Annotated in this window: 14 protein-coding genes, 1 tRNA gene and 3 rRNA genes; all 18 read left to right on the plus strand. The window is 46.3% G+C overall.

Features of this window, described 5'->3' with window-relative positions; translation table 11 throughout:
* The first annotated feature begins 156 nt into the window (after positions 1-156).
* The 18 genes from H9Q77_RS06805 (at position 157) to hisH (ending at position 20,924) form a co-directional block, all read left to right on the plus strand.
* A complete protein-coding gene (locus H9Q77_RS06805; RefSeq protein ID WP_249326960.1) occupies positions 157-747 on the plus strand; it encodes a tyrosine-type recombinase/integrase in 591 nt (196 codons plus the stop codon).
* 98 nt (positions 748-845) lie between these two features.
* Positions 846-1,103, plus strand: a complete 258-nt coding sequence (locus tag H9Q77_RS06810) for a carbon storage regulator (protein ID WP_249326961.1) — start codon at positions 846-848, stop codon at positions 1,101-1,103.
* A 127-nt stretch (positions 1,104-1,230) separates the two neighbouring features.
* The gene (locus H9Q77_RS06815) at positions 1,231-2,463 is read left to right on the plus strand and encodes a flagellin N-terminal helical domain-containing protein (RefSeq protein ID WP_249326962.1); all 1,233 of its coding nucleotides are present in this window, start codon (positions 1,231-1,233) and stop codon (positions 2,461-2,463) included.
* Between the two features lie 680 nt (positions 2,464-3,143).
* Positions 3,144-4,145, plus strand: a complete 1,002-nt coding sequence (bsh, locus tag H9Q77_RS06820; protein WP_249326963.1) for a choloylglycine hydrolase — start codon at positions 3,144-3,146, stop codon at positions 4,143-4,145.
* Complete coding sequence (locus H9Q77_RS06825; RefSeq protein WP_249326964.1) at positions 4,146-4,751, plus strand: hypothetical protein; 606 nt, start codon at positions 4,146-4,148, stop codon at positions 4,749-4,751. It begins immediately after the preceding gene.
* A gap of 48 nt (positions 4,752-4,799) precedes the next feature.
* Entirely contained in the window at positions 4,800-5,483 is a 684-nt protein-coding gene (locus H9Q77_RS06830) for a response regulator transcription factor (RefSeq protein WP_022154994.1), read from the plus strand.
* On the plus strand, positions 5,467-6,963 hold the full coding sequence (locus H9Q77_RS06835; RefSeq protein ID WP_022154993.1) for a sensor histidine kinase: 1,497 nt from the start codon (positions 5,467-5,469) through the stop codon (positions 6,961-6,963). Before H9Q77_RS06830 ends, H9Q77_RS06835 begins: the two co-directional genes overlap by 17 nt.
* 25 nt (positions 6,964-6,988) lie before the next feature.
* The gene (hflX, locus tag H9Q77_RS06840) at positions 6,989-8,272 is read left to right on the plus strand and encodes a GTPase HflX (RefSeq protein ID WP_249326965.1); all 1,284 of its coding nucleotides are present in this window, start codon (positions 6,989-6,991) and stop codon (positions 8,270-8,272) included.
* Between the two features lie 25 nt (positions 8,273-8,297).
* Complete coding sequence (locus H9Q77_RS06845; RefSeq protein ID WP_022154991.1) at positions 8,298-10,475, plus strand: DUF2339 domain-containing protein; 2,178 nt, start codon at positions 8,298-8,300, stop codon at positions 10,473-10,475.
* Positions 10,468-11,247, plus strand: a complete 780-nt coding sequence (locus tag H9Q77_RS06850) for a hypothetical protein (RefSeq protein WP_249326966.1) — start codon at positions 10,468-10,470, stop codon at positions 11,245-11,247. The genes H9Q77_RS06845 and H9Q77_RS06850 overlap by 8 nt, the downstream gene beginning before the upstream one ends.
* A gap of 454 nt (positions 11,248-11,701) precedes the next feature.
* Positions 11,702-13,220 (plus strand): 16S ribosomal RNA (locus H9Q77_RS06855).
* Positions 13,221-13,284: 64 nt separating this feature from the next.
* Positions 13,285-13,402: ribosomal RNA gene (rrf, locus tag H9Q77_RS06860) — 5S ribosomal RNA — on the plus strand.
* Positions 13,403-13,408: 6 nt separating this feature from the next.
* Positions 13,409-13,482: transfer RNA gene (locus tag H9Q77_RS06865), tRNA-Ile, on the plus strand.
* Positions 13,483-13,750: 268 nt separating this feature from the next.
* Positions 13,751-16,635: ribosomal RNA gene (locus tag H9Q77_RS06870) — 23S ribosomal RNA — on the plus strand.
* The 16S, 23S and 5S rRNA genes sit together here with 1 tRNA gene alongside, the layout of an rRNA operon.
* Before the next feature lie 230 nt (positions 16,636-16,865).
* Positions 16,866-17,777, plus strand: a complete 912-nt coding sequence (locus H9Q77_RS06875) for a chemotaxis protein (RefSeq protein WP_118552457.1) — start codon at positions 16,866-16,868, stop codon at positions 17,775-17,777.
* Positions 17,778-17,846: 69 nt separating this feature from the next.
* Positions 17,847-18,620, plus strand: a complete 774-nt coding sequence (locus tag H9Q77_RS06880) for a hypothetical protein (RefSeq protein ID WP_249326967.1) — start codon at positions 17,847-17,849, stop codon at positions 18,618-18,620.
* Positions 18,621-18,663: 43 nt separating this feature from the next.
* Positions 18,664-20,283 carry a hypothetical protein gene (locus H9Q77_RS06885; RefSeq protein ID WP_249326968.1) on the plus strand — a complete coding sequence of 540 codons (1,620 nt, stop codon included), beginning with the start codon at positions 18,664-18,666 and terminating at the stop codon, positions 20,281-20,283.
* Positions 20,280-20,924, plus strand: coding sequence for an imidazole glycerol phosphate synthase subunit HisH (hisH, locus tag H9Q77_RS06890; RefSeq protein WP_154498087.1), 645 nt, complete (start codon positions 20,280-20,282; stop codon positions 20,922-20,924). The genes H9Q77_RS06885 and hisH overlap by 4 nt, the downstream gene beginning before the upstream one ends.
* Position 20,925 lies beyond the last annotated feature (1 nt).

Here is a 20,925-nt window from a genome sequence, read left to right on the forward strand (position 1 = left end):
GGTACGCTCACAGAAAACTTAACCCTTTTTTTGAAAAAATTTAAAACCTCTCATTTGTCAAAGTAAATGCAGCCCCGGAAAGTATATGTTATAGTTCACAGATATATAAAAAACGCCGGTTTTATGCGGCTTACACTAATTTCAAGGAGGAAGCAGATGAATACAGCACAACCAATTCGTAACCTGGAGGATTTGAAAAATTTTAAAAACTACTATAAGGAAATCCACCCCAATGCCAGAAACCAATTGTTAGTGATCCTGGGCTTGAATACTGCACTGAGGATTTCGGATCTGCTTACTCTGCGGTGGGAAGATGTTTATAACTTTTCTCAAAACAGATGGCAGGAGCATATTGAGATCATAGAGCAGAAAACGGGAAAGACCTCCTGTATCTATATCAATCATAATATTCACGCATGTCTTCAAAACTATCAGGCACAGCTTCAAAAGGAGCAAAAACCTATTCAGCCAGAGAAGTATCTTTTTCCTCACAGCAATAAAAATGAACCCATCAGTCGGGTGCAGGCTTTTCGCATCATCAAAAAGGTGGCAGCTTATTACAATATCCCCGGCGTGATCTGCTGTCATTCCCTTCGCAAAACCTTCGGATATCATGCCTGGAAGCAGGGCGTACAGCCGGCAATGCTGGTCAGCATCTATAATCATTCGTCTTATGAAGTGACCAAACGATATCTTGGCATTGAGCAGGATGACCGGGATAAAATTTTTCAGGAGATCATACTCTGAACACAAGGGTAACACAATATCAAGTTTGTTACATTACGATCAGTATTTCCAAAACACAGCAAATTATAAGGAAATAATCGATTCAAGGAGGAATGGCTATGCTGAGATTATCGGTGAGAGATGAAGAGTTTCTGATGATCGGAGACGATGTGAAGATTGTATTTCTGGGAAGCAGCGGCGGACAGACACGTATCATGATCGACGCCCCCAAGGATGTGAACATCGTACGAAGCAAGGCCATTGAAAAACGGATCCAGGATCCGGAGCTTCTGGCGACGATCCCGAAGTATTACAAGAATCTGGAAGGTACCGCCAAGAAGAAAAAATCCAACGTCGTGATCGTACAGAACAAATAACTTCAGATATTGTGGGACAAAAGTTTGCTAACAATGCGGAATCCTAGGGCCGCAGTAACTATTAACCACACACCGCAGATAAACGGATGTATCTGCAACACTTTTTTACACATGGAGGTAAATTATTATGGTAGTACAACACAACTTAACAGCTATGAACTCTAACAGAATGTTAGGATTAACCACAAAAACTCAGGCAAAGTCCACAGAGAAACTGTCTTCCGGTTATAAGATTAACCGTGCAGCAGATGATGCAGCCGGCCTGTCCATCAGTGAGAAGATGAGAAAGCAGATCAGAGGTCTGACACAGGCTTCTTCCAACGCACAGGATGGTATTAGTGCAGTACAGACCGCTGAAGGTGCTCTGAACGAAGTTCAGGATATGTTGCAGAGAATGAATGAGCTGGCAGTAAAGTCTGCAAACGGAACCAATAGTGCAGATGATAGGCAGTATATTCAGGATGAAATTGATCAGTTAACGACAGAAATTGATCGTGTATCTGAAACAACAAAATTTAATGAAGCATATTTGTTAAAAGGTGACAGCACTACAACCGATAAAGCAACTTTTATACAGTCAGGATATGCCGTTGCCGGAGACTTATATGCAGAAGGATCAGATACTGCATTAACTACTGCACAATTGAAAGAAGCATTAGAAAAAGGCCAGAAGATTTATACAGATACTTCTGCAAGTGGACAGACTGATGATAAGATTGCTAAAGCTAATAAAGATTATGCATATGTAACAAAACTTTATGATAAAGATGGTAAGGAAGTGTCGGCTGAAAATGTTCTTGCCGGAAAAAATGCTGATGGAACCACGGATGCTCAACATTATTATACCAGTGATGCAGGAAAAACTGGAAATGACAATGACGCAAATGTTGCTATAGCAGTTGCTGATGCTAAGAAAACAGACGGTACAGGATATCTAGAGCAGTTTGATGTAAATGGAAAACTGTCCTTTAATCTTCATGTAGGTGCGGATTCTTCATCCAATAATAAAATTGGTGTAGAAATTTCTTCTATGAGTGCTGCAGGAATTGGCGTGAAGAATCTTAAAGTTGATACTGAATATGATGCGACAGCAGCAGTTGATCGTATTTCTGCAGCAATCCAGAAAGTATCCACCCAGCGTTCCGCACTTGGTGCAGTTCAGAACAGACTTGAGCACACCATCAACAACCTCGACAACGTAGTTGAGAATACCACCAGCGCAGAGAGCCAGATCCGTGATACCGATATGGCTACTGAGATGGTTAAGTATTCCAATAACAACATTCTGGCTCAGGCAGGTCAGGCTATGCTTGCACAGTCCAACCAGGCTAACCAGGGTGTACTGTCTCTGTTACAGTAATCTTAACCACAGATGGATCCAAAACATTTTTAAGAATTAGTTGTGTAAAAACTAACATAAAAAGGTTCCACCGGAGAATTCCGGTGGAACCTTTTTGCTGTGAACAGCCTGAAAATACAAGTAATAGGACACTTAGTAAAGATGCACAAAATCCAAATCCGTGAAAATAGCTAATTTCAACATACTCAATTTTGTATACTTATTTTTTAGAAATTCATAGGAAAACAGTCCTCTATACCTTATAATAAACGTGGGTGCTGCCAAAACGGTAAGCGGTTCGCCTTTCGCCAGAATGGGAACATTTTGAGAACTTCCAGTATTATCGGAGGTGATACGAATGGGAAATTTAACGAAAGGTACATAAATGATAGAAACAGTGGTTGGCGCTGTCGGTATTGTAGTTACGATGATCAGCATCATCGTGACCGTGATCAGTATCGTGCAGACCAGTCAGAAACGAAAGCATTAAAAAAGCAACCGCCTCCACCAAAGGTACAAGTTGCTTTTTTAGAACTATAAACTAAGGTGAACCGTTGCTGTACGGTAGCACTCTTTTTGTCCCTTAATATTAACACTTTTTTTACGATGCGTCAACGTTTTTCGCATACTTGCAATCATTCTGCAAATGCTATAGACTAAGAGTAATCTACATTGATCTGAAAACAGTAAAGGAGACCACTATGTGCACAGCAGCAACTTATAGATCGCAGGATTTTTATTTTGGCAGAACTTTTGATTATGAATTTAATTACGGAGAAGAAGTGGTGGTGACACCGCGTAATTACTCTTTTCAGTTACGGCATCAGAATGCATTGACTGAGCATTATGCCATGATCGGTATCGCTCATATGGTGGGGGATTATCCGCTGTATTATGATGCGGTCAATGAGAAGGGCCTGGGCATGGCAGGTCTTAATTTCGCGGGCAACGCCGTATATCGTAAGCCCCGGGAGGGCAGAGACAACATTGCACAGTTCGAGTTCATTCCCTGGATCCTGGGACAGTGTGCTACGGTGCAGGAAGCCCGGACGCTGTTAGCCCACATCAATCTGGTGGATACGCGGTTCAGCGAGCAGTTTCCGACATCACAGCTGCACTGGATACTGGCGGACAGGGACGAGGCGATCACGATAGAGGCAGTCGGGGAGGGACTGAACATTTATGACAATCCCGTAGGGGTATTGACGAACAATCCTCCCTTTGACAAGCAGCTGTTCCGGCTGAATGACTACAGTTATCTGTCTCCGGATCAGCCGGTGAACCGTTTCTCAGAGCAGCTTCAGCTGCAGCCGTACAGCCGTGGCATGGGAGCCATGGGGCTGCCCGGCGATCTGTCCTCTGCCTCCCGTTTTGTCCGGGTGGCTTTTACGAAAATGAATTCTGTATCGGGAACCTCGGAGTCTGAAAGCGTCAGTCAGTTTTTCCATATCTTAGGAAGCGTGGCTCAGACGAGAGGATGCTGCCGTCTGGAAAACGGTAAGTATGAGATCACTATTTATACTTCCTGCTGTAATGCAGACAGGGGGATTTATTATTACACTACCTATGAGAACCACCAGATCACAGCCGTAGATATGTACCGGGAGAACCTGGATGGGGAGATTCCCGTGCATTATCCCCTGGTGCAGGGAGAGCATATCTTACTGCAGAATGCGGCAGATACAACGGAGGAAAAACTGTAAATGGATGTAGAACAGAGAGAACATGTAGTGTCCGGCTTCGCCTTCTATTCCGAGAAGGATGCCAGACTTGCGGAGCAGGAACGGCAGAAGATCGCCTATCTGGATAAGCGCATTGATCATACGGATATTCAGTCGGTTCTTGCCATTTATAAAAAAGCACTGGAAGACCGGGTGTTCCGCACCCCGGTAGGACTGGAGTACCTCAGGGAGCTGCAGGGAGAGCTGCGCGCCCGGGAAGAAGAACTGGGGGAGGAAGTGCCTCCGATCCCTCTGTGGACGAACTTTGCCGATGTCAGGACGAAGACGTCCCCTGCCAGAAGACGGATCCAGCCGATGCCGGAAGACGGGGGCAAAAAGGCGGGTCTTTGCCTGTCAGTGATCATGAACATCGTGATGATTGTGGCGATCATTGCCATGTTTGTGATCACATTGAATTCCGACCAACCCAATATCCTGAATTACGAGCGGAATCTTCAGAATAAATACGCATCCTGGGAACAGGAGCTGACCCAGAGAGAGCAGACGGTTAGGGAAAAAGAGAGAGAGCTACATATAGAAAATACAGGGAATACAGGAAATACGGAGACCGAAGTTTCACAGAATTGACATATTTCTGCGCTATACTATGTCTACAACAGAAAGGTGAGGGTATGTATGGACAGACTGAAAATACTGGTAGTAGATGATGAGAGCAGGATGCGTAAGCTGGTCCGGGATTTCCTGGTGAAGAGTAATTTTGAGGTGCTGGAGGCCGGAGACGGCGAGGAGGCACTGGATATTTTTTATAAGGATAAGGATATTGCACTGATCATTCTGGATGTCATGATGCCAAAAATGGATGGTTGGCAGGTATGCCGGGAGATCCGTGTGAACTCCCAAGTTCCTATTATTATGCTGACAGCCCGCGGAGATGAGAGAGACGAGCTGCAGGGTTTTCAGCTGGGAGTGGACGAGTATATTTCCAAACCCTTCAGCCCCAAGATCCTGGTGGCGCGGGTGGAAGCGATCCTACGCAGGACGAACCAGTTAGGGCAGGACGAAGCACTGACCTGCGGCGGGATCACTGTGGATAAGACAGCACACCGCGTGATCATAGACGGCAAAGATGTGGACTTAAGCTATAAAGAATTCGAACTTCTGACCTATTTTATGGAAAATAAGGGAATTGCCCTGTCCAGAGAGAAGATACTGAACAACGTATGGAACTATGATTACTTCGGGGATGCCCGTACCATTGATACCCATGTGAAGAAGCTGCGCAGCAAGCTGGGCGAGGAAGGCAATCTCATCAAGACCATATGGGGAATGGGGTACAAAATGGATGAAACAGCAGAATAAACAGCAGAAGAAAAAAGTGCATTCCATCAGGGGACAGTTCGCCTGGATATTTATCGGGCTGATGATCGGGACGATCCTTTTGTGCCTGCTGCTGAATTACATGTTTTTAGGCAGAGTCTATATGCAGAGTAAGCTGGATGTCATTCACGATGCTTATGAGACGATCAAGCAGGCGGCGGAGAGTGACAGCTATGGATCGGAAGAATTCGCACATGAGCTGGATGATGTGTGCAGAAGCTATAACATGACAGTATGTGTCATGGACGTGAATTCCAACATGAAATATGTATCCATCAACGGCGGCGAGAGACTGGAGAACCGTCTGATCGGCTATGTGTTCGGCTTCGGAACGTTTCCGGATAATGAGCGGGTCATCGAGAACGGTGATGACTATGTGATCCAGAGAACCGGGCAGGAGAATAAGGAATATTTAGAGATCTACGGAAGGTTGAACACCGGAATTTCTTTTATCATGCAGACACCGCTCTCCAGTATTCAGGAGAGTGCCAGGATCGCCAATCGGTTTTATATGATGATCGGCTGCCTGGGAGCACTGGCGGGTGGTATTATTATCTGGTTTGTCTCCAGACGTGTGACGAAGCCGATCCTGGAGCTGAACGATATCTCACAGCGGATGGTACAGCTGGATTTTGAAGCAAAATATCAGGGCAGGGCTCACAATGAGATCGATCTGCTGGGAGAGAACATTAATAAACTGTCTGATTCCCTGGAACAGACGATTTCGGAACTGAAGACTGCGAATAATGAGCTGCAGCGGGATGTGGAGAAAAAGGAAGCTGTCGATGAAATGCGTAAGGAGTTCCTGGCGAATGTCTCCCATGAACTGAAGACACCCATCGCTCTGATCCAGGGCTATGCGGAAGGACTGCAGGAGGGTGTCAATGACGATCCCGAGAGCAGACAGTTCTACTGTGATGTCATCGTGGATGAAGCGGCGAAGATGAACAACATGGTGAAAAAGCTTCTGACGCTGAACCAGCTGGAATTCGGCAACGATGTTGTGACTATGGAGCGTTTCGAAATTACGGCACTGGTGAAGAATTATATCCAGTCGGCGGCAATTCTGACCAAACAGAACGATATCACGGTGCGGATGGAAGAGTATCCTCCCATCTATGCCTGGGCGGATGAATTTAAAATAGAAGAAGTATTTATGAACTTTTTCTCCAACGCGGTGAATCACTGCGAAGGTGAGAAGATCATCGATGTCAAAATGGAACAGAAGGATGGCAGGGTGCGCGTATCGGTATTCAATACCGGCAAACCGATCCCGGAGGATTCCATCGGCCACATCTGGGAAAAATTTTATAAAGTAGATAAAGCCAGAACCAGAGAATACGGCGGTAGCGGTGTGGGACTGTCCATCGTGAAGGCAATCATGGATTCCATGAACCAGCCTTACGGTGTGATCAATTATACCAACGGTGTGGAATTCTGGTTTGAATTAGAGACAAAATAATGATTTTAAAAGGATATATTTTTATATGAGGGAAGAACAGATGCAGGAGGCACCGGTAAAGGTGCTGTTAGTCGGTGTGGACATCGGGGAAGAAGCGGATTTTGAATATTCCATGGAAGAACTGGCAAGTCTGGCAGAAGCCGCGGAGAAGGAAGTCGTGGGTCAGATCGTACAACGGCTAGATCATGTGAACAAAGCATTGTATATCGGAACGGGCAAGGTGGATGATGTACGCAGACTGGCGGAGGAGAGAGGCGCGCAGGAGGTCGTATTTGACAATTCCCTGACACCTTCGCAGGTACGTAACCTGGGCAAGGAGCTGGAGCTTACCGTTATTGATCGTACGAATCTGATCCTTGACATATTTGCCATACGTGCACAGACCAGAGAAGCCAAACTGCAGGTGGAGACAGCGAGATTGCAATACATGCTTCCGAGACTGGTGGGCATGTACGATGCACTGAGCCGTCAGGGCGGCGCCAGCGGCAGCATGAGTAACAAGGGTACCGGTGAGAAGAAGCTGGAGCTGGACAGACGTAAGATCGAACACCGGATCACGGAACTGAAAAAGGAACTGGAGGATGTCAGCAGGACCCGGGATGTGCAGCGTAGGAAAAGACAGCAGTCCCGGACTCCGCAGGTGGCGCTGGTGGGATATACCAATGCGGGAAAGTCTACGATCCTGAACCGCATGGTGGAACAGTTCGGAGAACTTCCGGAGAAGACGGTCATGGAAAAAGATATGCTGTTCGCCACATTGGAGACCAGCGTCCGTAGCATAGACACAGGGCATAATAAGCCGTTTTTCCTGACGGATACGGTTGGATTCATTCATAAGCTGCCTCACGGTCTGGTAAAGGCATTCCGTTCGACCCTGGAAGAAGTAAAATACGCAGATCTGCTGGTCCAGGTGGTGGATTTTTCCGATGAAAATTACAGACAGCAGATGCAGGTCACTGCCGATACTCTGAAGGAACTGGGAGCAGGTGACATTCCGCAGATTGTGGTGTATAATAAGGCAGACAAATGCGGCATGGAACCACTGCCGCAGAAGAGACAGGAGCACTGGTATCTCGCCGCAGGGCAGAATACCGGTATCCGTGAACTGGCAGAAGCCATTGAGCAGCAGGTCTATGCGGACAATGTGGATTGTACTTTCCTGATACCGTACAGCGCGGGGAATGTAGCTTCCTATCTTATGGAAGAGGCGCAGGTTTTTTCTACGGAGTACAGGGAAGACGGTATTTTGATCCATGCCGACTGTCACAGACAGGACATGGAGAGATACAAAACATACATGACGCAATAGATCATACAATGCGGGAGGATATTATATGGAACAGAATACACAGCAGGACAGAGCAAAGCTTTTGGAGCAGCAGGCAAGGGAATACCTGATGCAGTCCAAGGACCCGATCTTTACACAGTATGTACAGCAGCTGATCCCGAGAATACAGAAACAGCCCCAGTATGTGGAGCAGTTACAGGCGGAGCTGGATAAAAGCGTGGAATACTGGCATCAGAGACAGCAACTGAATGCGGCAAGAGCAGAAAGTGCTGCCGCAGGGCAGATACAGGAGTCCGTACAGCCTTCTACACAGGAGCCCATGCAGAAACAGCCGGCAGGACAGTTCACTGGGCAACCGGCAGAACAGGTTACTGCACAATCGTCAGGGCAGTTCTCCGCACAGCCGGCAGCAGAGACTGTAGTACAGGGGACGAAGAAAAAGCAGAATGCGGAATATCTCATTGGAACCATAGCTCTGTCGGTGGTGGGAGGCGTATTTATCCTGACAGCCCTGGTGCTGATGGGAATGTATTTCATGAACGGATGGATCAAGGGAATCTCTCTCTATGTGGTATCCCTGGGCGTAGTGTTGCTGGCAGAGCTGTTGATCCGGAGAAAATTACCGAAGCTAGCACAGATATTTTCGGCGATCGGCATGGCGGCTTTGTACCTGTCCACCATGATCAATACGCTGTCCTTACATAATTTCGGGATGTTTCCCGCAGCATTGATCATTGGTGTGATCACCGTAGGCACGGTATTGTTGAGCCGGAAACGGGATTCGCTGATCCACAGACTGCTGGGAATTGCTTCCTGCTGGCTCTGTGCTTACCCACTATCCATGTCCTCCGGGTTATCGATGGCGGAGGTCCTGATGGTAATGGGATTGATCCTGATCCTGAGTATATTGTGCGCCTGTGTACCGGTGCACAGATTCCATACGGCATCACAGCTGATCCTGCTTGCCAGTACCACAATGCTGTTCCCGACGGCTGTAGGCTGTATTGTGTGGACACAGGGCATGTCGGTTGGTGTTGCGGTTGTAGCTTATAGTGTGTTTTTCCTGATAGCACATCTGGTACTTGTCGTACAGAGCCGTTATGCGCAAATAGAAAAGCAGACCGGACGTGTGGTGAAAAGTGGAGGATTGCTTGCTATTTACATTGCATTTATTCTGGTATCCGGAATTATGACGGGTGCCGGTATGGATGATTATTGGAGAGCAGCAGAGACGGATGGATATATTGGCATTTTTGCCCTGACCGGAATAGCATTTGTTATCACAATACTGACTGTGATTGCTATGCGGAAGGCGGAAAAGGGATGGCAGAAATGGCTTCCCTGCTATTTCTTCAGTTTCGTGACTTTCTGTGGATTTTCAGTAATAGAGAATGATTGGGGGATCGTGATCTGTGCTACGGTATTGCTGATAGCAGTAAAAGTACTGTCACGCCTGGCAAAAGGGGGCCTTGCGGCACTGGATGCCATCATTACTACGGTATATTGTATCCTGCTTCTGATGAACGGGAAGGAGATCCCCTATGCTTATGTGCTTTTGGCAGGAACGATCCTCAGTATGTTCCTTGTGCATGAATGGAGTACCTACCAGGAGATCGTGCTGACTTTTTCACTGGCATTTTTTGCTCTGTCGCATTTGATGCCTATGATAAAACTGCCGGCATTTTCCGGAATTCTCTTCGTGAGCATTCTGCTGTTCAATAATGTGAATTGTATGCGGGACAAGGGAATCCTCGTATTTAATGTATCCGTCCTGATCGGACAGATCGGAGCACTGATCGCTCTGGCAAATCCGATCTATCGGAATTCCTACATTACTTATTTATGTATGTTTGTTTTTGTACTGGCTTATCTGGTGCTGACCCTGCAGGAAAAATATTATAAGAATTTTAAACACAGAGAATTGATCATCGTGATATTCCTGACCTATATGGCACTGATCGTCAAGACGAATATCCCTGTGATCAACAGCATTCTGATCATGCTGATCGCACTGGTAAGCGTGACTGCCGGTTTCGTGAAAAAGGATAAGCCCGTCAGAATCTATGGCTTAGTGCTTTCTTTGTGTACTTGTGGTAAAATAGCCTTATATGATTACTGGGGCGCACCGATCCTGCAGAAGACCATACTTTTCTTCGTGGTAGGCGTAATTGCTCTTGTAATTGCCGGAATCTATATTATACTGGAAAAGAAATGCAATGAGTGATGCAATGGACAGGAAGGAAGAAAAGGAACGAACTATGACAGGACGTAATAAAAATATGGTATGCGGAGCCTTATTATGTGCAATGATGTTATCCATGACAGCCTGCGGCAACGAGATCCCGGATCTGACGGAAGAGGAATCCCAGCGGGTCGGAGAGTATGCGGCAGTTACTTTGTTAAAATATGATGCCAATAATCGTAGCCGCCTGGTAGATCCCGAAATGGTGATCGCCAAATTGGAAAAGGAAGCAGCAAAGGAAGCATCGCAGGAAGAGGAAAAAGCGGAAGAGACGGGTAGCACCGGTACCACGGAAGTGACGATGCCCACGGCGCAGGAAGAGATTACTGCCAGTATGGAAGATTTTTTTGGCCTGCCGGAAGGTGTCAGCATTACCTATGAGGATTATATGGTAGCAGATTCTTATCCCGAGGACGGGGTTGAGGATGACTATTTTGCGCTGGACGCATCCATGGGGAAGAAATTGCTGGTACTCAGATTTCATCTGACAAATGGATCAGAGCAGGAAGAGACGATAGATCTGCTGAATACGAATTCCAGATATATTATTACAGTGAATGACAGCATCAGAGCAAATGCGCTGACTACCATGCTGCCGAATGACATGTCTACCTATGCGGAGACACTGGAACCCGGACAGACACAGGAACTGGTATTATTACTGGAAGTAAACGAAGATGTGGCAGGTGCTGTACAGACGATAGCACTTCGTCTTAAAAATGCATCAAATGAATATACAATTCAACTATTGTAGATATTTTTTGAAAAAAATAAAAAACAGTGTTGACAAGTGGAAGATAGGGTGATATACTCAGTTTCGTTGTTGCGGCAGTGCTAAGACAACGAAACAGCTTCCGATAAGACTTAAAAAGTTTTTGAAAAAGCTGTTGACAGATACCGACAAGGTATGATAAGATATCGATTGTCGCGAAAAACGAAAGTTTTTCAAGATAAAAAAGTTTTTAAAAAAGTTGTTGACAAACGAAAGCGGTCATGATAAGATATCAGAGTTGCCGCTAAGAACAACAGCAACAAAAGAATCACTGATCTTTGACAAATAAACAGTAATGCAACCCTGAAAATTCCAAGATTTTCAGAAAAATGAATTGCGAGATTCAAGAACAAGCAGATCGATCGAAAGATCGAGAAGCTACCCGAATTAACAGTAAACAATGCCAGATAAAACTGGCAGGACACAAACACCATTTTAACATGAGAGTTTGATCCTGGCTCAGGATGAACGCTGGCGGCGTGCCTAACACATGCAAGTCGAACGGACTTACATTGAAGCCTAGCGATATGTAAGTTAGTGGCGGACGGGTGAGTAACGCGTGGGTAACCTGCCTTGTACTGGGGGACAACAGTTGGAAACGACTGCTAATACCGCATAAGCGCACAGCTTCGCATGAAGCAGTGTGAAAAACTCCGGTGGTACAAGATGGACCCGCGTCTGATTAGCTGGTTGGTGAGGTAACGGCCCACCAAGGCGACGATCAGTAGCCGGCCTGAGAGGGTGAACGGCCACATTGGGACTGAGACACGGCCCAAACTCCTACGGGAGGCAGCAGTGGGGAATATTGCACAATGGGGGAAACCCTGATGCAGCAACGCCGCGTGAGTGAAGAAGTATTTCGGTATGTAAAGCTCTATCAGCAGGAAAGAAAATGACGGTACCTGACTAAGAAGCCCCGGCTAACTACGTGCCAGCAGCCGCGGTAATACGTAGGGGGCAAGCGTTATCCGGATTTACTGGGTGTAAAGGGAGCGTAGACGGTTTTGCAAGTCTGAAGTGAAAGCCCGGGGCTTAACCCCGGGACTGCTTTGGAAACTGTAGGACTAGAGTGCAGGAGAGGTAAGTGGAATTCCTAGTGTAGCGGTGAAATGCGTAGATATTAGGAGGAACACCAGTGGCGAAGGCGGCTTACTGGACTGTAACTGACGTTGAGGCTCGAAAGCGTGGGGAGCAAACAGGATTAGATACCCTGGTAGTCCACGCCGTAAACGATGATTACTAGGTGTTGGTGGGTATGACCCATCGGTGCCGCAGCAAACGCAATAAGTAATCCACCTGGGGAGTACGTTCGCAAGAATGAAACTCAAAGGAATTGACGGGGACCCGCACAAGCGGTGGAGCATGTGGTTTAATTCGAAGCAACGCGAAGAACCTTACCTGGTCTTGACATCCCTATGAATAACGGGCAATGCCGTTAGTACTTCGGTACATAGGAGACAGGTGGTGCATGGTTGTCGTCAGCTCGTGTCGTGAGATGTTGGGTTAAGTCCCGCAACGAGCGCAACCCTTATCTTTAGTAGCCAGCAGTAAGATGGGCACTCTAGAGAGACTGCCGGGGATAACCCGGAGGAAGGTGGGGATGACGTCAAATCATCATGCCCCTTATGACCAGGGCTACACACGTGCTACAATGGCGTAAACAAAGAGAAGCGAAGTCGTGAGGCAGAGCGAATCTCAAAAATAACGTCTCAGTTCGGATTGTAGTCTGCAACTCGACTACATGAAGCTGGAATCGCTAGTAATCGCAGATCAGAATGCTGCGGTGAATACGTTCCCGGGTCTTGTACACACCGCCCGTCACACCATGGGAGTCGGAAATGCCCGAAGTCGGTGACCTAACCGCAAGGAAGGAGCCGCCGAAGGCAGGTCTGATAACTGGGGTGAAGTCGTAACAAGGTAGCCGTATCGGAAGGTGCGGCTGGATCACCTCCTTTCTAAGGAAACGGAAGAAGTAGGGGTTGTATTACTGTTGATTTGCCAAAGGCAAGTCAAAACACTTCTGGTGGCGATGCGCTTGGGGGACACACCCGTTCTCATCCCGAACACGATGGTTAAGACCCAAGCGGCCGATGGTACTATACTGGAGACGGTATGGGAGAGCAGGTGGCTGCCAGATTTAAATGGGCTTATAGCTCAGCCGGTTAGAGCGCACGCCTGATAAGCGTGAGGTCGGTGGTTCGAGTCCACTTAAGCCCAGTCGACAAATACTAACCGATTTGTCGAACGGAGAATACGAAGTATTCTCTTAGAACTGACACTTTAGCGTCAGGTTTGTTCCTTGAAAACCGAATATTGAAATTAAATCAACTTGAATGCAAAGCATTCAAGGTTATATCTAAGTTTGCAAAACGATATAACAAGACATCCGAGGGATCTTGCAGAGATGTAAGATCAAACAAGCAAAACGAAACAAAACCTAAAGTAACATCACGCTAGATGTGAAAAGCTTTTGAATAAGCAATTAGGTCAAGCTAAAAAGAGCGCAGGGTGGATGCCTTGGCACTAAGAGCCGATGAAAGACGTGATAAGCTGCGATAAGCTACGGGGAGGAGCACATATCCATTGATCCGTAGATTTCTGAATGGGGAAACCCGGCTGAGCATACCTCAGTCACCGTGCACTGAATCCATAGGTGTACGGAGGGAACCCGGTGAACTGAAACATCTAAGTAGCCGGAGGAAGAGAAAGAAAACTCGATTTTCAAAGTAGCGGCGAGCGAAATGGAAAGAGCCCAAACCGGAGTGCGTGCACTCCGGGGTTCGGACTGCATTTATGACTTCTGACTGTAGCGGAACGGTTCTGGAAAGACCGGCCAGAGAGGGTGAGAGCCCCGTAGGCGAAACGGAAAGAAGCAGAGCAGGATCCAGAGTACCACGAGACACGAGAAACCTTGTGGGAATGAGCGGGGACCACCCCGTAAGGCTAAATACTCCTTAGTGACCGATAGAGCAGAGTACTGTGAAGGAAAGGTGAAAAGGACCCCGGGAGGGGAGTGAAAGAGAACCTGAAACCCTGTGTTTACAAACTGTGGAAGTACCATACGAGTACAACCGCGTACTTTTTGTAGAACGGTCCGGCGAGTTACGTTTACTGGCGAGGTTAAGCACTTAAGGTGCGGAGCCGAAGGGATACCAAGTCTTAACAGGGCGTAAAGTCAGTGTACGTAGACCCGAAACCGGGTGATCTACCCATGTCCAGGCTGAAGTTGCCGTAAAAGGCAATGGAGGGCCGAACGCACATCCGTTGAAAAGGGTGGCGATGAGGTGTGGGTAGGGGAGAAATTCCAATCGAACCCGGAGATAGCTGGTTCTCCTCGAAATAGCTTTAGGGCTAGCCTCGTGTTAACCTTGTGGAGGTAGAGCACTGAATATCCTAGGGGGCGTCAAAGTCTACCGAAGATTATCAAACTCCGAATGCCATAAAGGTGATGCACGGGAGTCAGACTGCACGAGATAAGTTGGGTGGTCAAAAGGGAAAGAGCCCAGACCTACAGCTAAGGTCCCAAAGTGCGTGTTAAGTGGAAAAGGATGTGGGATTTCGAAGACAACTAGGATGTTGGCTCAGAAGCAGCCATACATTCAAAGAGTGCGTAATAGCTCACTAGTCGAGAGGTCCTGCGCCGAAAATGTCCGGGGCTGAAACACGACACCGAAGCTTAGGACTCCATTTAGGAGTGGTAGAGGAGCATTGTTAGCGCAGCGAAGCTGTACCGATAAGGAGCAGTGGAGTGCTAAGAAGAGAGAATGCCGGAATGAGTAGCGAGAGGAAGGTGAGAATCCTTCCGGCCGAATATCCAAGGTTTCCAGAGTAAAGCTGATCTGCTCTGGGTAAGTCGGGGCCTAAGGCGAGGTCGAAAGACGTAGTCGATGGATAACAGGTGGAGATTCCTGTACTATGTGTACCCAGAACTGTGGGGACGCATGTGGAGAGCACGAGCCGGGAAAGAAGAAACCGGTACAAGCGGGGTAGGAGTAAGGACAGCAAATCTTCCTTACAATCCGAAGACGTAATGTGGACCGAACCAAAGTAGGGAAGCGTGTGAGCCATGTGCCAAGAAAAGCCGCTATTGTGATACACATACCCGTACCGTAAACCGACACAGGTGGATGAGGAGAGAATCCTAAGGCCGACGGAAGAAGCATTGTTAAGGAACTCGGCAAAATGACCCCGTAACTTCGGGAGAAGGGGTGCCCTGTGAAAGCAGGGCCGCAGAGAATAGGCTCAAGCAACTGTTTAGCAAAAACACAGGTCTATGCGAAACCGAAAGGTGAGGTATATGGGCTGACGCCTGCCCGGTGCTGGAAGGTTAAGAGGAGAAGTCAGGCAACGAAGCTTCGAATTTAAGCCCCAGTAAACGGCGGCCGTAACTATAACGGTCCTAAGGTAGCGAAATTCCTTGTCGGGTAAGTTCCGACCCGCACGAAAGGCGTAATGATTTGAGCACTGTCTCGACAATGCATCCGGTGAAATTGAAGTACCAGTGAAGATGCTGGTTACCTGCGCCAGGACGGAAAGACCCCATGGAGCTTTACTCCAGCTTGATACTGGGATTCGATACTGTATGTACAGGATAGGTGGGAGACGTTGAGCATAGAACGCCAGTTTTATGTGAGTCGCTGTTGGGATACCACCCTTGCAGTATTGGATTTCTAACCTGCACCCATGACCTGGGTGGGGGACAATGTCTGGCGGGGAGTTTGACTGGGGCGGTCGCCTCCGAAAGGGTATCGGAGGCGCTCAAAGGTTCCCTCAGAATGGTTGGAAACCATTCGAAGAGTGCAAAGGCAGAAGGGAGCTTGACTGTGACACCGACGGGTGGAACAGGTACGAAAGTAGGACTTAGTGATCCGGTGGTATAAAGTGGGATTGCCATCGCTCAACGGATAAAAGCTACCCTGGGGATAACAGGCTTATCACTCCCAAGAGTTCACATCGACGGAGTGGTTTGGCACCTCGATGTCGGCTCATCGCATCCTGGGGCTGTAGCAGGTCCCAAGGGTTGGGCTGTTCGCCCATTAAAGCGGTACGCGAGCTGGGTTCAGAACGTCGTGAGACAGTTCGGTCCCTATCCGGCGCAGGCGGAGGATATTTGAGAGGAGCTGTCCTTAGTACGAGAGGACCGGGATGGACGGACCACTGGTGTATCTGTTGGCTATCAGAGCCATGGCAGAGTAGCCAAGTCCGGCAGGGATAAACGCTGAAGGCATCTAAGCGTGAAGCCCCCCTCAAGATGAGATATCCCTCAGAAATGAGTAAGACCCCTTGAAGACTACGAGGTAGATAGGAATGAGGTGTAAGCACAGCAATGTGTTCAGCTGACATTTACTAATCGGTCGAGGGCTTGACCAAAGGTTTTGGATAGGAAAGCAGGATGGAAGTTAGAGATATAAGAGATTAGATTTCAGTGTTCGGTTTTGAAGGAATAAATGAAAGAAACGATAGTCTGATGCTATCGTTTTTTTTGTATAATAATTTCAGATAATGATTCCTTTTTTTAAAATATATGATATAATTAACTAAGAATATAGAAATATATCCACAGGAGCAAAATAATTCAACGGGAAGGTACAGGAGTTAGTATGGATACAAAGATTTTACTTGAAAATGGAACAAATGAATTAGAGATTTTGGAATTTACTTTAGCAGGTAATTCTTACGGAATCAATGTTGCCAAGATCAAAGAGATCATTACCTATCAGCCGGTGACACCGGTTCCTAATTCACATCCCAGTATTGAAGGTATTTTTATGCCTCGGGATACGATGATCACAGCTATTGATCTGAAGAATTGTCTGGGACGCGGAGAGTCGGAGAAAAAGGGACTTTTCATTGTTACCAACTTCAACAAGTTGGATATTGCATTTCATGTGGAATCTGTACTGGGTATTCATAGGGTAAGCTGGAGAGATATCATTAAACCGGATATCACGATTTCTGCAGCCGACGAAAGTGTTGCTACCGGTATTATCAAGAAAAACGACAAGCTGATTATTATTCTTGATTTTGAGAAGATCGTTTCCGATATTAACCCCGAGACAGGACTTAAAATGTCAGAGCTGAATGAACTGGGGGAACGTACCAGAAGCTCTGTTCCCATTCTGATCGCGGAAGATTCTCCCCTGCTGAATAAGCTGATCGTAGACTCTCTGAAAGCGGCAGGCTATGTGAATCTGATCCATACAGAGAATGGTCAGCAGGCATATGATGTTATCACACAGTGCAAGGAAGATGGGACTCTGGATCAGCATGTTCGTTGCATCATTACAGATATTGAGATGCCGGAGATGGATGGACACAGACTGACGAAATTAGTGAAATCAGATGATGCGACCAAGGACATTCCCATTATCATTTTCTCTTCGCTGGTAAATGATGAGATGAAGAAAAAGGGAGAAGCACTGGGGGCAGATGCACAGCTTTCGAAGCCAGAGATCGGCAATCTGGTAAAAATTGTGGATGAACTTGTTGCGGAAAAGCATTTAGACAGATAAAATGTTCAGAAAGGCAAAAGGGCTGGGACTATCCCAGCCTTTTTCTGTAAAATGAAGGAATAAAATGATATGGATAAGAAGGAAAATATAAAAAAAATCTTAGAAAAAATACAGGAAGCAGAATACGTTCTGGTGGGACTTGGACAGTATTTTGATATGCAGTATTTTTTATCCATGCAGGAGGGGTATCGGGAAATAATAGAAAAATTACAGGAAAGGCATGCCCTTTGGATGGAACCCTATGTGGATACATGTTGCAGAAAGCAGTTTTCACCTAAATTGGAAGATGAAATGACAAAAGGACTTCAAAATCTGGCGGAAATTTTAGAGAAAAAAAGTTATTTTGTTGTATCTACGTCTACCAATCGCACCTTACGGGAAATTCCCTGGAAAAAACTTCTCATTAAAAAGGAGCGCTATGTAAATCCCTGTGGGGAATGGAGTAAATTACAGTGCCCGGATGGTTGCCCGGAAGGACTTCTGCCTGTGACTGACAATGAAGAGAAAATACTCCGGGACTGGTATCAGAATATGAAAAAAGGAGATTTCAGGATTCCGGATTTGGGAAAGTGTCCAAATTGTGGCAAGGAACTTATTTTTAATAATATCTATGCGGAGCAGTATGACGAAAAGGGATACCTGGAGAATTGGGCAGAATATCATAACTGGCTTCAAAATACATGGAATCATAGACTGGTGATCCTAGAAATCGGTGAGGGTACCAGATTTCCATCCATTATGAAAAATCCTTTTGAAAGAATTGCAATGTTTCAACAAAAAGCAGAGCTCTATCGAATTGATGAGGAGCAAAATCCCATTGCCTGGCTGCTTGCCCTGTGTTAAACTAATCATGTTATGATCATGAGAGAAAACGGAGGAATAACGAATGCCTTCACAAGAAGATTACCTGGATAATTTATTAAAGGGAATAGGGAATACAGAAGAGGAAGAAAACTCCCGGAAAGAGTCTGAAGAAGGGGTCAAAGATGAGACACTTCAGGATCCTCAAATTGATATGAGCGATATGGATGATCTGTTACAGTCAGCATTAGAGGCACAGCAAAGAGACATTCCGGAGACACAACAGTCGCAAAATACACAAAACAGTGAGACGATTCATCCGGAAGAGACCTCTTCCATGTCTGAAGATGAAATAGACAGATTGCTGCAGCAGAGTAGGGAGCAGGCAGGCAGCACAGAACAACAGAAGGAACCGGATACGAACGAGAATGACGATTTGATCAAAATGCTGGAAAACGTAGATGATGAAAGTCTTTCCAATGTGTTGGATCAGATTGCACCGAATACGGAAAACGCAGAAGAGCCGGAAAAGGAGGAGAAACGCGGCAAGCGGAAGGGCTTCTTTGATCGGTTTAAGAAAAAAAAGGCGAAGAATAGTAAGAATTCTGCAGCGGATGAAACGGAATATGAATCATTGTCAGAGGATATGACTGAGCCGGATAGTGGAGAACCGCAGACTACTGCAGATACCCAGAAAATGAAAGATGATGATCTGGAGGCATTATTGCCGGGTGCTTTTCCGCAGACGGAAGATGCGGAGCACACAGAACAGGATAACGGTGAAACCGATGTCATGGATATTCTGAAAGCAGCCGGTGCGGATATTGTAGATGATGCTTCACAGAAAGAAGAGAAAAAAGGGTTTTTCTCCAAATTGTTAGATCTTTTTACCGAAGAAGACGAAGAGGACGAGGAAGAGAATCAGCTGCAATTATCGGAAGAAAACAAGCAGATTCTTGACGAAATGGGTAAAGATCAGAAAAAGAAAGGAAAAAAAGAGAAAAAGCCTAAAAAAGAAAAAGCCGCGAAAGAAAAGAAACCGAAGAAAGAGAAAAAGAAAAAAGAGAAGATCCCCGAAGTACCCGAGAAAAAAATTTCTCTCAAAAAGGTGATTCCGATTGTCGTTGTATGTATTTCACTGGGAGCGGTGATATTGCTTTTAAGCAGCTTTTTGACGGAGTATATGACAAGACGCAGCGGCAGAAAAGCATATTATGCAGGCGACTATCAGACCTGTTACCAGAACTTTTTCGGAAAAGAACTTGATGAGACGGAACAGGTAATGTACAGTAAATCGGAAAGTATTTTGACGATCCGCATGTGGCTGAGAGAGTATGAAGTATTTGTAAATGAAGGATCAGAACTGGAAGCGTTGGATTCTCTGCTGCAGGCAGTGCATGATTACCCGTCATTGCTAAATTATGCTACGGAGTATAATGCACAGGATGAGGTTACGGTAGCTTTCCAGGAGATTTTAAATGTTTTGTCACAGAAATATGGGCTGAGCCAGGAGGAAGCACAGGAAATTGCAGATATCTCCAATAATGTGGAATATACGCAGAGAGTGATGACGGTTCTGCAGAAGCTTGGTCTGGAATCCTGGGATATGCCTCAGATCGTAGAGGATGCAACACCTTCAAATGATGGAGAGGAAGCCGCAGAACTGCCGGATCCTCTTCCGGAGGAAAAGGAGATACAACAATGATCGCAATTATCGACTACGATGCCGGCAATATCAAGAGCGTGGAGAAAGCTTTGGCATATCTGGGCGAAGAGGTAAGAATCACAAGAGACAGAGAAGAGATTCTGGCCTCGGACGGTGTGATCCTGCCGGGAGTCGGGGCATTTGGTGATGCTATGGAAAAGTTACATACTTACGGACTGGTAGATGTTATCCGGGAAGTGGTCCGGAGACAAATTCCTTTTTTGGGAATCTGTCTGGGACTGCAGCTGATGTTTGAAAGCAGTGAGGAGACACCGGGAGTAGAAGGGCTGCATTTACTGGACGGTACGATTCGCAGAATTCCGGCGGCACCCGGCTTAAAGATTCCTCATATTGGCTGGAATGATCTTACTTTTCCAAATAAGGGCAGACTTTTCCGGGGCATTGAAGAACATTCGTATGTGTATTTTGTACACTCATTTTATCTGGAGGCCGCTGATTCCTCTATCGTTACGGCGACGACGGAATATGGAACACGGATTCATGCATCTGTGGAAAAAGATAACATTTTTGCCTGTCAGTTCCATCCGGAGAAAAGCTCTCGGATCGGTCTTAAAATTTTGCAGAATTTTGTAGATATTACGAAAGAATATCGGGACCAACATACGCAGGGAGGACAATAAT

Source organism: Simiaoa sunii, from assembly GCF_014337175.1.
In the GTDB taxonomy this organism is placed as follows: domain Bacteria; phylum Bacillota; class Clostridia; order Lachnospirales; family Lachnospiraceae; genus Acetatifactor; species Acetatifactor intestinalis.

Bases quoted from the DNA above. Each gene is read 5' to 3' on its own strand.
- H9Q77_RS06805 (WP_249326960.1), top strand. From the start codon at position 157: ATGAATACAGCACAACCAATTCGTAACCTGGAGGATTTGAAAAATTTT.
- H9Q77_RS06810 (WP_249326961.1), top strand. From the start codon at position 846: ATGCTGAGATTATCGGTGAGAGATGAAGAGTTTCTGATGATCGGAGAC.
- H9Q77_RS06815 (WP_249326962.1), top strand. From the start codon at position 1,231: ATGGTAGTACAACACAACTTAACAGCTATGAACTCTAACAGAATGTTA.
- bsh (WP_249326963.1), top strand. From the start codon at position 3,144: ATGTGCACAGCAGCAACTTATAGATCGCAGGATTTTTATTTTGGCAGA.
- H9Q77_RS06825 (WP_249326964.1), top strand. From the start codon at position 4,146: ATGGATGTAGAACAGAGAGAACATGTAGTGTCCGGCTTCGCCTTCTAT.
- H9Q77_RS06830 (WP_022154994.1), top strand. From the start codon at position 4,800: ATGGACAGACTGAAAATACTGGTAGTAGATGATGAGAGCAGGATGCGT.
- H9Q77_RS06835 (WP_022154993.1), top strand. From the start codon at position 5,467: ATGAAACAGCAGAATAAACAGCAGAAGAAAAAAGTGCATTCCATCAGG.
- hflX (WP_249326965.1), top strand. From the start codon at position 6,989: ATGAGGGAAGAACAGATGCAGGAGGCACCGGTAAAGGTGCTGTTAGTC.
- H9Q77_RS06845 (WP_022154991.1), top strand. From the start codon at position 8,298: ATGGAACAGAATACACAGCAGGACAGAGCAAAGCTTTTGGAGCAGCAG.
- H9Q77_RS06850 (WP_249326966.1), top strand. From the start codon at position 10,468: ATGAGTGATGCAATGGACAGGAAGGAAGAAAAGGAACGAACTATGACA.
- H9Q77_RS06875 (WP_118552457.1), top strand. From the start codon at position 16,866: ATGGATACAAAGATTTTACTTGAAAATGGAACAAATGAATTAGAGATT.
- H9Q77_RS06880 (WP_249326967.1), top strand. From the start codon at position 17,847: ATGGATAAGAAGGAAAATATAAAAAAAATCTTAGAAAAAATACAGGAA.
- H9Q77_RS06885 (WP_249326968.1), top strand. From the start codon at position 18,664: ATGCCTTCACAAGAAGATTACCTGGATAATTTATTAAAGGGAATAGGG.
- hisH (WP_154498087.1), top strand. From the start codon at position 20,280: ATGATCGCAATTATCGACTACGATGCCGGCAATATCAAGAGCGTGGAG.